At 31.8% G+C, this 13,257-nt stretch carries 12 protein-coding genes; all 12 read left to right on the top strand.

From position 1 onward, the window contains the following. The first annotated feature begins 38 nt into the window (after window positions 1-38). The 12 genes from hflK (at window position 39) to ACIJYA_RS01140 (ending at window position 13,229) form a co-directional block, all read left to right on the top strand. Window positions 39-1,142 carry an FtsH protease activity modulator HflK gene (gene hflK / locus ACIJYA_RS01085; RefSeq protein ID WP_435088641.1) on the top strand — a complete coding sequence of 368 codons (1,104 nt, stop codon included), beginning with the start codon at window positions 39-41 and terminating at the stop codon, window positions 1,140-1,142. Further along, a complete protein-coding gene (hflC, locus tag ACIJYA_RS01090; protein ID WP_435088642.1) occupies window positions 1,143-2,012 on the top strand; it encodes a protease modulator HflC in 870 nt (289 codons plus the stop codon). Window positions 2,013-2,022: 10 nt separating this feature from the next. Then, entirely contained in the window at window positions 2,023-2,208 is a 186-nt protein-coding gene (locus ACIJYA_RS01095; protein WP_435088643.1) for a DUF2065 domain-containing protein, read from the top strand. A 1-nt stretch (window position 2,209) separates the two neighbouring features. Continuing rightward, the gene (locus ACIJYA_RS01100) at window positions 2,210-3,619 is read left to right on the top strand and encodes a Do family serine endopeptidase (protein ID WP_435088644.1); all 1,410 of its coding nucleotides are present in this window, start codon (window positions 2,210-2,212) and stop codon (window positions 3,617-3,619) included. A gap of 2 nt (window positions 3,620-3,621) precedes the next feature. Continuing rightward, a complete protein-coding gene (gene miaA / locus ACIJYA_RS01105) occupies window positions 3,622-4,533 on the top strand; it encodes a tRNA (adenosine(37)-N6)-dimethylallyltransferase MiaA (RefSeq protein WP_435088645.1) in 912 nt (303 codons plus the stop codon). A gap of 48 nt (window positions 4,534-4,581) precedes the next feature. Beyond that, on the top strand, window positions 4,582-6,348 hold the full coding sequence (locus tag ACIJYA_RS01110) for an acetolactate synthase 3 large subunit (protein WP_435088646.1): 1,767 nt from the start codon (window positions 4,582-4,584) through the stop codon (window positions 6,346-6,348). Continuing rightward, window positions 6,349-6,897, top strand: a complete 549-nt coding sequence (gene ilvN / locus ACIJYA_RS01115) for an acetolactate synthase small subunit (RefSeq protein WP_435088647.1) — start codon at window positions 6,349-6,351, stop codon at window positions 6,895-6,897. It begins immediately after the preceding gene. A gap of 19 nt (window positions 6,898-6,916) precedes the next feature. Further along, window positions 6,917-7,939: a ketol-acid reductoisomerase gene (ilvC, locus tag ACIJYA_RS01120; RefSeq protein ID WP_435088648.1), complete on the top strand. Its 1,023-nt coding sequence runs from the start codon at window positions 6,917-6,919 to the stop codon at window positions 7,937-7,939. A gap of 83 nt (window positions 7,940-8,022) precedes the next feature. Continuing rightward, window positions 8,023-9,585: an ABC transporter substrate-binding protein gene (locus tag ACIJYA_RS01125; RefSeq protein ID WP_435088649.1), complete on the top strand. Its 1,563-nt coding sequence runs from the start codon at window positions 8,023-8,025 to the stop codon at window positions 9,583-9,585. A gap of 62 nt (window positions 9,586-9,647) precedes the next feature. Then, a complete protein-coding gene (locus tag ACIJYA_RS01130) occupies window positions 9,648-10,631 on the top strand; it encodes an ABC transporter permease (protein WP_435088650.1) in 984 nt (327 codons plus the stop codon). Beyond that, window positions 10,615-11,550: an ABC transporter permease gene (locus ACIJYA_RS01135; RefSeq protein ID WP_435088651.1), complete on the top strand. Its 936-nt coding sequence runs from the start codon at window positions 10,615-10,617 to the stop codon at window positions 11,548-11,550. Before ACIJYA_RS01130 ends, ACIJYA_RS01135 begins: the two co-directional genes overlap by 17 nt. Further along, window positions 11,547-13,229, top strand: a complete 1,683-nt coding sequence (locus ACIJYA_RS01140) for a dipeptide ABC transporter ATP-binding protein (protein ID WP_435088652.1) — start codon at window positions 11,547-11,549, stop codon at window positions 13,227-13,229. The genes ACIJYA_RS01135 and ACIJYA_RS01140 overlap by 4 nt, the downstream gene beginning before the upstream one ends. The last annotated feature ends 28 nt before the right edge of the window (window positions 13,230-13,257 follow it).

A 13,257-nucleotide genomic window follows, 5' to 3' on the forward strand; every position in this document is an offset into this window, starting at 1 on the left:
CTTGTTTTTTAGAATAAAGACACTATATACTTTGTCATATGTCAGATGATTTTAAAGGCAGAGGTGGAAGTCCATGGGGAACACCCCCAGGTGGAGGAGGAAATGGTTCGGGTAAAGGACCAACGCCACCAGATATAGATGCAATTATTAGAGATATTCAAAACAAAATTAATAAATTTTTACCCGGCGGAAGTAAATCAGGTGGAAAGCCAATCGGTTTAATTTTAGTTATTTTACTTTTTGTATGGCTTGCAAGTGGTTTATATAGAGTATTACCTGATGAACAGGGTGTTGTTTTAAGATTTGGTAAATTCATAAAAACAACTCAACCTGGTCTTAACTATCACATACCTTTTCCAGTAGAGACAGTAGAAACTCCCAAAGTTACCAAAGTAAATAGAATGGATATTGGTTTTAGATCTGAAAGAGATAGTGGTTTTTCTTCAGGAGGAGGAGTAGCAGATGTTCCTCAAGAAAGTTTAATGTTAACAGGAGATGAAAATATTGTGAACATTGACTTTTCAGTATTCTGGGTAATTAAAGATGCAGGAAAATTCTTATTCGAAATTCAAGACCCTCAAGGAACTGTTAAAGCAGCAGCAGAAACGGCTATGAGAGAAGTAATTGCCAAAAGCGATATTCAGCCAATTTTAACTGAAGGAAGAGCAAAAATTGAGATAGAAACTCAAGAAATTATTCAATCAATTTTAGATGAATACAATAGTGGAATTCAAATTACACAAGTGCAGACTCAAAAGGCGGATCCACCAGATCAGGTAATTGATGCGTTTAGAGATGTTCAAGCTGCTAGAGCAGACATGGAAAGATCTAAAAATGAGGCGGAAGCCTATGCTAACGATGTGATACCAAGAGCAAGAGGGGAAGCTGCAAAAATTTTACAAGCAGCAGAAGCTTATAAACAAAAAGTTGTAGCATCAGCTGAAGGTGAAGCTAGCAGATTTATTTCAATTTATGATGAGTATGCAAAAGCTAAAGAAGTTACTCAAGAAAGAATGTATCTAGAGACTATGGAGAAAGTTTTAGCAGATATTGAAAAAGTGATTATTGAAAAAAATGCAGGATCAGGAGTAGTTCCCTATCTTCCATTACCTGAATTAGGTAAATCGAAAGCGAGCAATTAAATGAAAGTACAAAAAATATTATTTCCTGTAATTGCGATATTAGGAGCTTTAGTTTTCTTTTCAGTATTTATTGTAAAAGAAGTTAATCAAGCAATTGTTCTACAATTTGGTGACCCTAAAAAAATTATTGTTGAACCAGGCATAAATTTTAAATTACCTTTTGTTCAAAATGTTGTTTTTTTAGATAGCAGGATTTTAAATTTAGATACACCGCCAGCAGAAGTTATTGCATCTGACCAAAAAAGATTAATTGTGGATGCATTCGCAAGATTTCAAATTACAGACCCTTTAAAATTTTATATTTCAGTTGGAAATGAAAGAGTTGCAAGATCAAGATTAGCAACAATCATAAACTCAAGAATTAGAAATGTTTTAGGACAACAAGAATTACAAACCTTACTTTCTAAAGATAGATCTAAACAAATGTCTTTAATTCAAGAAGGTGTAAATACAGAAGCCAAAAAATTTGGTATCAAAATTGTTGATGTGAGAATTAAAAGAGCAGACCTTCCTCAAGCAAACAGTGATGCAATTTATAGAAGAATGCAGACTGAAAGAGAGAGAGAAGCTAAAGAATTTAGAGCAAGAGGTGCTGAGATGGCGGTTACTATTACCTCAACTGCAGATAAAAAAGTTTCAGTAATTCTAGCAAATGCCAATAAAGACTCTGAGATCATGAAAGGGGAAGGTGATGGAGAAAGAAATAAAATCTTCGCTGAAGCCTTTGGAAGAGATCCAGAATTTTTTGCATTTTACAGAGCGATGCAAGCATATGAAACAGCTCTAATTGGTGGAGATACATCATTAATATTATCTCCTGATAGTGAATTTTTTAAGTTTTTTGGAAATATAAAACCTAAATCAGAATAACCTATTTAATATGAAAGAATTGATCATAGCATTTGGTCTCTTTCTTTTTATCGAAGGAATTTTGTATGCCATATTTCCATCAAAAATGAAAAGTATGTTGAGAAAATTAGAATTTGTAAAGGAAAGTCAGTTGAGATCAGGTGGGCTAATTTTTGCAGTTTTAGGATTTGTAATTATTTATTATATTAAAAGGTAGTATGAAAAAAATTAAATTAATATTATTAACACTTATTTTTACACTTAGTTATTCAATACAATCTAATTCAAAATCAGTGCCAGCATCTTTTGCAGATCTTGCAGAAAGATTAATGCCATCAGTAGTTAATATTTCAACCACTCAAACTGTAACCACAACAACAAATCCATTTCCATTTCAATTTCCTCCAGGCTCACCATTTGAAGATATGTTTAAAGAATTCGGCACACCACAAGAAAGAAAATCATCTGCCTTAGGATCTGGGTTTATAATTGATGAAAAAGGGATAGTGGTTACGAATAATCATGTCATTCAAGATGCAGAAGACATTATAGTAAGAGTTAATGGCAATGAAGAATACAAAGCAAAAGTAATTGGTGCTGATCCTTTATCCGATATAGCAGTACTTCAACTAGAAACTGGTGACAAATTTACTCCAGTTGCTTTTGGAAACTCAGATAAAGCAAGAATTGGTGATTGGGTGATTGCTATTGGAAATCCATTTGGTTTAGGTGGAACAGTAACATCGGGAATTATTTCTGCAAGAAATCGATCAATTGGATTATCTAGATATGAAGATTATATACAAACAGATGCATCGATTAATTCAGGAAACTCAGGAGGCCCATTGTTTGATATGGATGGAAATGTAATTGGAATTAATACGGCAATTCTTGGAAGAAATGGATCAATTGGAATAGGTTTTTCAATTCCGTCAAACAGTGCAAAGATTGTGATAGATCAACTGATAGAGTTTGGTGAGACTAAAAGAGGTTGGTTAGGTGTAAGAATTCAAGATGTAACACAAGAAATTGCTGATGTTGAAAAACTAGATGAGCCCAGAGGAGCATTGGTTGCAAGTGTTGCAGAAAACAGCCCATCAGACAAAGGTGGAATTAAAGCTGGAGATATTATTTTAGAGTTTAATGGAGTTAAAATAAACCAAATGAAGGAATTACCAGCAATTGTTGCAAAAACAAAAGTTGGAACAAATGTTAAAGTTAAAGTTTGGAGAAATAAAAAAGAGTTAATTAAGAATATTCTTTTAGGAAGATTGGAGACATCAGATGATTTTAAAGTAAGTGAAAAAAAATCTGAACCACCTAAAGATATAATAATAGAAGACTTAAAAATTACTGTCAGAAAATTGACTAAAGAAGATATCAAAACTAGAAAACTTCCTAATCAAACTTCAGGATTAGTTGTTACCAAAATAGGAAACACTAGCCCATTACTTAAATCAATTGAGGCCAATAGTATTATAGTTGAGGCGCAAAAAATAAAAGTAAAGAATGCAAAAGACTTAGAAAAAATTGTTAAAGACGTATTAAATTCTAATCAAAAGACAATTTTACTAGCAATATACAATAATCAAAATCAAAGAAGATACATTGGTGTTAAACTAGATTAATCATGGATTTTAAATCCAAGATTATTTTAATTTCTGGACCAACTGCTTCTGGAAAATCTACTTTTTCAGTTAAACTTGCTAAAAAAATTAATGGTGAAATCATTAACGCGGATAGTATGCAGGTTTACAAAGAATTAAAAATTTTATCTGCCAGACCTAATCCCAAAGATTATCAAAAAATAAAACACCATCTGTATGGTTTTCATAGTGTTAAAAAAAACTTTTCAACAGGAGATTGGCTTAAAATTTCAATTAAAAAAATTAATGAAATAAAAAAAAGAAAAAGAACACCAATTTTTGTTGGAGGAACAGGATTATATTTTAAAGCTTTAACAGATGGATTAGTAAATATTCCAAATATTCCAATAAGATTTAGAAACAAAGTAAGAGCTTTACATAAGGATTTAGGTCAAAAAAAATTTTATCAAAAACTTATTAAGTTTGATCCAAATTCAAAAGAAAAAATTAATCCAACTGATGCTCAAAGATCAATCAGAGCTTATGAGGTGAAGCAATTTACAAAAAAATCTCTTCATGATTGGTTTCAAAATACAAAATCATATTTTGATAAAGATGATTTTTTAAAAATCTATATTAATTATCCACGCGAAGAACTTGTTCAAAGAATTGGCAAAAGAGTAGAAAAAATGATTAAGGTTGGTGCTGTTCAAGAAGTTAAAAAATTTGTTAAACTGAAAGTTAGAAAAGATAAGAGCGTCAATAAAGCCATCGGCATCAATGAGATCAAAGAATATCTGGAGGAAAGAAAAGATATGACTGATGTTATTGAAAAAATATCAATAAAGACCAGACAATACGCTAAAAGACAAAGTACTTGGGCGCGAGGTAACATGATGAGTTGGCTAAAATTGCACCCTCAGGACTTAAATAAATTTTTAAAAAAAATTAAATAATTCATTCTATAACTTGACCAATCAGTACAACTTCAGCTAGATTGCGAAATGCCAAAATTATATAGTGGAGCAGAAATTGTATTTAAGTGCCTTGAAGAACAAAAGGTAAGTCATATTTTTGGTTACCCTGGTGGAGCAGTTCTTCCAATTTATGACGAACTTAAAAATCATTCTTCAGTAAAACATATTTTAGTAAGACATGAACAAGGAGCTGGTCATGCAGCAGAGGGTTATGCAAGATCTTCGGGTAAGCCTGGAGTTGTTTTGGTTACCTCTGGACCAGGTGCAACAAATGTTGTTACTGCATTAACAGATGCATACATGGACTCTGTACCATTAGTTTGCATCTCTGGACAAGTACCCACTCATTTAATAGGAACTGATGCATTTCAAGAGTGCGATACAACTGGAATTACAAGACCATGTACAAAACATAATTGGTTAGTAAAAAATATTAATGATCTTCAAAGAGTAATGCACAAGGCATTTGAAGTTGCAACGACTGGAAGACCTGGACCTGTACTAGTAGACATTCCAAAAGATATTCAGTTTGCAAAAACTAAATATGTTTCATTAAAAAAAGAAAAAAAAATAGAAATTAAAAATAACAATAGATTTAAGCAAAAAGACATTGATCAATTAATTGAGTTAATGAACAAAGCTTCAAAACCAATTTTTTACACAGGCGGTGGAGTTGTTAACTCTGGACCGAAAGCAAGCGAACTTTTAAGAGAGCTAGTTGCATTAACTGGCTTTCCAATTACTACAACATTACAAGGATTAGGTTCTTATCCAGGGGATGACAATCAATTTTTAGGAATGCTTGGGATGCATGGAACTTATGAGGCTAATAATGCTATGCATGATTGTGATTTATTAATTAATATTGGTGCTAGATTTGATGATCGTATTACTGGTAAAATTGATGAGTTTTCACCTAAATCAAAAAAAGTACATATTGATATTGATCCTTCATCAATAAATAAGATTATAAAAGTAGACTTAGCAATTGTTGGTGATGTTAAAGATGTTATTAGATCAACAACCAAAACTCTAAAAAAGAAAAATTTAAATTTAGAAAAATCAAATAAACAAAAAATTTCAAAATGGTGGCAGCAAATTCAAAAATGGAGAACGAAGCAATCCCTAAACTTTATTAATAGTGACAAAATAATTAAGCCTCAACATGCTGTTCAAAGACTTTATGAATTAACTAAAAACCAAGATACATTTATCACAACAGAGGTTGGTCAACATCAAATGTGGGCTGCACAACACTATAAATTCAATAAACCTAATAGATGGATGACTTCTGGAGGTTTGGGTACTATGGGTTATGGTTTACCTGCTGCAATAGGTGTTCAAGTTGCAAATCCTAAGAAATTAGTAGTTGATATTGCTGGCGAAGCTTCAATTTTAATGACCATGCAAGAGATATCGACTGCAATACAGTATAATTTACCAATAAAAATATTTATTTTAAATAATCAATATATGGGAATGGTAAGACAGTGGCAGGAATTACTTCATGAAAAAAATTATTCAGAAAGTTATTCTGAGGCATTGCCAGATTTTGTAAAATTAGCTGAAGCTTATGGATGTGTTGGTATAAGAGCTGAACATCCAGATGAATTAGATGAAAAAATTGAGGAAATGATCAATGTTAATAAGCCAGTTATCTTTGACTGCCATGTTGACCAAGCTGAGAATTGTTTTCCAATGATTCCATCAGGAAAACCACACAATCAAATGTTATTAGGTCCAAAAGACCAAGAAGAAAACAAAATTACAGGCAAAGGAAAAGCGTTAGTTTAAATGGTAAAATCAAAATCAGCATATAGCTCACCAAGCAAACTTAGTAAATTAGAGACCCATATAATTGTAGTTTGGGTAGATAATGAAGCAAGTGTCTTATCTAGAGTGGTTGGTCTTTTTTCTGGAAGAGGGTACAACATCGAGTCACTAGCAGTAGCTGAGGTTGACCAAAAAAATAATCTTTCAAGAATTACAATTGTAACAACAGGAACACCTGAAGTAATTGAACAAATTGTTCTACAATTAAAAAAATTAGTTCCAGTTCACAAAGTAGGTAATTTCAAAAGAGAAGATAAAAATGTAATTTTTAAAGAAATGGCGTTATTTAAAGTAATTGGAAATACCGCTAAGATTAAAAAGGCTTTAAATGCTTGTAAAAAATTTAATCCAGTTATATTAGATCAGACAAATAAGTCTGCAGTAATTCAAATAACTGCGTTGAGAAGAGAAATAGATAAAATGACAAAGAATTTAAAATCGCACGGTCTTATAAGTGTCTCAAGAACTGGAGCGGTTGCAATGACTAGAGGCGCTGAAATATTTAACTAATTAATTAAGGAGAAAAAAAATGAAAATGTTTTATGAAAAAGATGCAGATGTTGATCTAATTAAAGGAAAAAAAATTGCAATTTTTGGCTATGGAAGTCAAGGACATGCTCATGCCTTAAACTTAAAAGATAGTGGTGTTAAAGAAATAGTTGTAGCACTTAGAGAAGGATCTTCAAGTGTAGCAAAAGCTGAGTCTAAAGGTTTAAAAGTTATGAATTTATCTGATGCAGCTGCTTGGGCGGATGTAGTGATGATTTTAACACCTGATGAATTACAAGCTGAGATTTACAAAAACCACATTGAACAAAGAGTTAAAGAAGGAACAAGTATTGCATTTGCTCATGGATTAAATGTTCACTATGATTTAATCAAAGCGAGAAAAGATTTAGATGTATTTATGGTTGCTCCAAAAGGCCCTGGTCATTTAGTTAGAAGCGAATATGAAAAAGGTGGCGGAGTACCATGTTTGTTTGCTGTTCATCAAGATGGCTCAGGCAAAGCTAGAGATCTAGCGTTATCATACGCGTCTGCAGTTGGTGGTGGAAGATCTGGAATTATTGAAACTACATTTAAGGACGAAGTTGAAACAGATTTATTTGGAGAACAAACAGTTTTATGTGGTGGCCTAGTTGAGTTGATTAAAAATGGTTATGAAACTCTAACAGAAGCAGGTTATGAACCTGAGATGGCTTACTTTGAAACTGTTCATGAAGTTAAATTAATTGTTGATTTAATTTATGAAGGTGGAATTGCAAACATGAACTATTCTATTTCTAATACAGCTGAGTATGGTGAATATGTTTCGGGTCCTAGAATAGTTAATAAAGAAGAAACCAAAAAAAGAATGAAAGAAGTTTTGACCGATATCCAGTCAGGAAAATTCACAAAAGAGTGGATGGATGAATGTAAAAATGGTCAAAAGAACTTCCTTGCAACTAGAGCTAAATTAGCTGAGCACTCGGTAGAAAAAGTTGGTGCAGAACTAAGAGCTATGATGCCTTGGATTAGTAAGAAGAAATTGGTTGATAGCGACAAAAGTTAATTATTATCTAAAATTTTATCTGTAATAATTTAGTTATTTCATTTATACTTTTTTTAAATAAATTTAAGGAAAAGAGGGAAATAATGAAAATAAAAAATTTTATTAGAGTTTTACTATCTGTAATTCTAGTATTTGGATTTTCTTCAGCATGGGCCAAAACTATCAAATGGTCAATGCAAGGAGATAGTTTAACACTAGATCCACACGCACAAAACGAAGGTCCAACCACTCAAGTTTCAAGACAGGTTTACGAAGCACTTGTTCAAAGAGGTTTGGATATGAAAATTGGTCCTGCGTTAGCAAAAAGTTGGAAAGCAACTGATCCTAACACATGGGTATTTACATTAAGAGAAGATGTAAAATTTTCAGATGGTTCTGCAATGACATCTAATGATGTTGTATTTAGTGTCTTAAGAGCCAAACAAAGAACATCTGATTTTAAAGAATATATTAGTACTATTTCAGGGGTTGAAGCTATTGGTGATTACTCAGTTAAAATTACAACAAGTAAGCCTAACCCAATTCTTTTGAACCAATTATCAAACATTTTTATAATGTCTAAAGCATGGTCTGAAAAGAATTTTGCAATGTCTCCTCAAAACTGGGATGCTGGTCAAGAAACCTTTTCTGCAACTAATGCATTGGGAACGGGTCCTTTTAAAATCACTTTAAGAGAGCCTAACACTAAAACTGTGTTTAAAAGAAATAAACACTGGTGGGGTGAGATGACTGATAAAAAAGTAACTCAAATTGAATTACTTCCAATTAAAAATGCAGCAACAAGAGTTGCAGCATTATTATCTGGAGAAATTGATGTAGTTACTGATGCACCAGTTCAAGATTTAGCACGAATTGGATCTTCATCTGCACACAAAGTTGAAAGTACTGCACAAATGCGTACAATTTTCTTAGGTATGGATCAAGCTGCTGATCAATTAAGAACTGGTAATACAGGTGATAACCCATTTAAGAAAAAAGAGGTAAGACAAGCTCTTTATCAAGCAATTGATATCGAAGCGATCAAGAAAAAAGTTATGAGAGGTTTAAGTGAACCAGCAGGAATAATAACTTTTCCAGGTGTAAATGGTTACACTGCAGATCTTGATAAAAGATTACCTTACGATGTTGATGCTGCAAAAAAACTATTAGCAGATGCAGGTTATCCAAATGGTTTTGATGTTGAATTAAGATGTCCAAATGACAGATATGTAAATGATGAAGCAATTTGTACTGCTGTTGTTGGTATGTTTGGTAAAATTGGTGTTAATGTAAATTTATTTGCACAAACTAAAAGTAAACACTTTAAAGAGCTAAAAGATAATCAAGGTGATTTCTATATGCTTGGTTGGGGTGTTCCTACTCTAGATAGTCACTATGTATTTCATTATTTATATGAGTTTGGTGCTAGCTGGAACAAAGTTAACTTTAGTAACTCTGAAGTAGATGCTGCGATAAGAGTTATGGAAGGTGAAGTTGATTTAGATAAAAGGAATGCTGCAATAGCTAATGCTTGGAAAATTGTGAAAGATGATATTTCTTATCTTCCTCTTCACCACCAAGTAATTTCTTGGGCATCTAAAAGTGGAGTTAATGTACCTATCAGACCGAATAACGAACCGTTATTCAGAACTGCTAGCTTTAACTAAAAAAATTATTACAAGCCCTCTATATTTGCATAGAGGGCTTGTAACTTAAAGATCTTCTCAAATTGATAAAATATTTTTTTAAACGGTTGTTTCAATCAGCTTTGGTTATGCTAGTTGTTGCCCTTGTATCGTTCTCTTTATTTAATTTTGTTGGTGACCCAATAAACAATATGGTTGGTGAAGAAACCTCAGATGAAGAGAGAGCTGAATTAAGAGAAACACTAGGTTTAATGGACCCAATTCCTGTTCAATTTTCAAGATTTGTTGTAAACGCATCTAAAGGAGAATTTGGAATTTCTTATCAATTAAGAAGACCAGTATCTGATTTAATTGTTGAAAGGTTACCTGCAACAATTGAGCTGGTAGTAATTTCAGCTTTAATTGCTCTAATAACTGGAACATTATTAGGAGTTTATACAGGTATCAATAGAGAGGGTTTTTTAAGTGACATTATTCTAGCAGTCTCTTTGCTTGGAGTTTCACTTCCCACATTTGTAATTGGAATATTATTTATATATTTATTTGCAGTAATTTTAGGAATTTTACCGTCCTTTGGTCGAGGTGAGGTAGTAGATCTTGGATTTTGGAGCACAGGATTTTTAACAATCTCAGGATTAAAGGCAATTATACTTCCGTCAGTTACATTAAGTCTATTTCAAATGACTTATATAATCAGATTAGTAAGAGCTGAGATGATGGAAATTTTACAAACAGATTACATTAAGTTCGCGCGCGCGCGTGGGATTAGTGAAAATAGTATAAAATATAAACACGCATTAAAAAATGGATTGATCCCAGTAATTACTATTGCTGGAATTAATATTGGAACATTAATTGCATTTTCTATTATTACTGAAACAGTTTTTCAATGGCCAGGGATGGGATTTTTATTTATTCAAGCAGTTCAATTTGTTGATATTCCAATTATGTCTGCCTATTTAGTATTTATTGCTTTTGTTTTTGTAATGATAAATTTTATTGTAGATATTCTTTACTATTTTATAGATCCAAGAATTAGAGTTAAAGGAGATGTTTCAAGTGGATAAGACTATAAGTACTTGGGAAAGAATTAAAGATAGTGATATTTATCATAGTTTTATAAAGTCTCCCACTGCAATTATATCATCAGTAATTTTATTTATAATTTTCTTTTGTTCTTTTTTTGTAGAATTTATTACCCCTTATAATCCATTTGACCCTTCATCTCTATCACTGATGGAAGCTTTTACTCCACCATCTTGGACTGAGGATGGTCTTGCGAAATTTATTTTAGGAACTGATGGTCAGGGTAGAGATATGTTATCAACAATTCTTTATGGCTCTAGAATTTCTTTAATTGTTGGTTTTTCAGCAATCATATTTAGTTTGATACTTGGTGTTGGGCTAGGATTAACAGCAGGATATTTTGGTGGCAAATATGAAATGGTAGTAATGAGATTAACGGATGTTCAGCTTACGGTGCCAAGTATTTTAATGGCACTTTTAGTTGATGGAATTGCAAGGGGATTAATTACAAGAGAGATGCATGATGAGATGGCAATTTATGTTTTAATCTTTGCAATTGGAATTTCAGAGTGGCCTCAATTTGCAAGAGTTTCAAGAGCAGCAACTTTGGTAGAAAAAAACAAAGATTATGTTTCAGCTTCAACTATAATTGGAGTTTCAAATTTAATTATTATGTTTAAACATATTTTACCAAATATTTTAAGACCAGTATTAGTTATAGGAACTATTGGTCTTGCACTTGCAATCATAGCTGAGTCAACTTTAAGTTTTTTAGGTGTGGGTGTTCCTCCAACAACTCCATCTTTAGGAACACTAATAAGATTAGGAAATGATTTTTTATTTTCTGGTGAATGGTGGATTACTTTTTTTCCAGCAATATTTTTAGTAATTTTAGCTTTCTCAATTAATCTTTTAGGTGATTGGATGAGAGACACATTAAACCCAAGGTTAAAAAAATGAGTTTCTTAAAGATAAAGAATTTGAGCGTAGATTATCCAATGAGAAAGGAAACGGTTTATGCCGCTAAAGATGTAAATATTGAGGTTAATAAAGGTGAAATACTTGGTTTAGTAGGAGAGTCTGGATCAGGCAAAAGTACTGTCGGAAATGCAATTATTAATTTAATTGATGCACCTGGCAAAGTGTCAAGCGGGTCAGTAATGTTAGGTGATTTAAATATTCATGAAGATCCAAAAAATATTGTAAAATATAGAGGTAAAAAAATTGGACTTATATTTCAAGATCCTCAAACCTCTTTAAATCCAATATTAACAATTGGTGAACAATTAATAGAAACGATCCAAACACATCTTGATTTAACAAAAGAAGAAGCAAAAATTAAATCAATCAATTTATTGAAAGAAGTTGGAATTAAGGATGCGGATACAAGATTTAATAATTATCCCCATCAGTTTTCAGGAGGAATGAGACAAAGAGTAGTTATTTCACTTGCATTATGTTGTGAGCCAGAACTTTTAATTGCAGATGAACCTACTACAGCTTTAGATGTTTCAATTCAATCCCAAATTCTTGATTTAATTAAAAGATTAACAAAAGAAAGAAATCTTGCAGTAATTTTAATTACACACGACATGGGAGTAATTGCTGAGACAGTAGATAGGGTAGCTGTGATGAAAAATGGGAATTTAATTGAAATTGGTGAAACAAAAGAAATTTTAACAAAACCAAAAGAAACATATACAAAAAGTTTAATTAGTTCAGTACCCCCAACCAATAAAAAAATTTCAAGATTTGTTATAATTGAAAAAGAAAACAAAAGTAATCAATATAGTAATATTAAAATTTTAAACAGATGGAATAAAAAAGAAATTATAGAACAAGATTTAGTTAAAATTAAGAATCTTAGTAAAAGTTTTGATGATAACTTTTTTACAGAAAGTTCTAAAAATTCAGTAATGGCTGTAGATAATGTTTCATTTGAAATTAAAGAAGGCGAGTCATTTGGTTTAGTTGGTGAAAGTGGAAGTGGAAAATCTACAATTGCTAAAATGATTGTAAATTTATTTAAGCCATCTGCTGGAGATATTTTTTTTGATAATGTTTGTATTACAAAAATTAAGACTAGATCAGAAATGATGAAATTTAGAAAACAAATTCAAATGATTTTTCAAGATCCATATTCTTCTTTAAATGGAAGGTTGAAGGTTAAGGATATAATCTCAGAACCAATTAAACTTCACAATCCCTTGATATCAAGTACTGATTTAAATAATTATATTTATGATTTATTAGAGTCTGTAGAGCTTTCGCAAAAATCTGCAGATCGTTATCCACATGAATTTTCTGGAGGTCAAAGACAAAGAATTTCTATTGCAAGAGCATTAGCCACCCAACCGAGACTTCTTGTGTGTGATGAGCCAACCTCCGCTTTAGATGTTAGTATTCAAGCACAAATTTTAAACTTATTAAAAGATCTTCAAGAACAATTAAATTTAACCATTTTATTTATTAGCCATGATTTACCAGTGGTTAGACAAATGTGTGATAGAATTGGAGTATTAAAAGACGGTAAATTGTGTGAGGTAGCTAAAACAGAGGAACTTTTTTTGAAGCCCAAACACGATTATACAAAAAAACTTTTACACTTAATGCCTAAAATTGAATCTATTTATAATTAGTTTTAGGTGGCCTAAAATGAGCTAATAT

This window comes from Candidatus Pelagibacter bacterium nBUS_29 (assembly GCF_051200905.1).
GTDB lineage: Bacteria > Pseudomonadota > Alphaproteobacteria > Pelagibacterales > Pelagibacteraceae > Pelagibacter.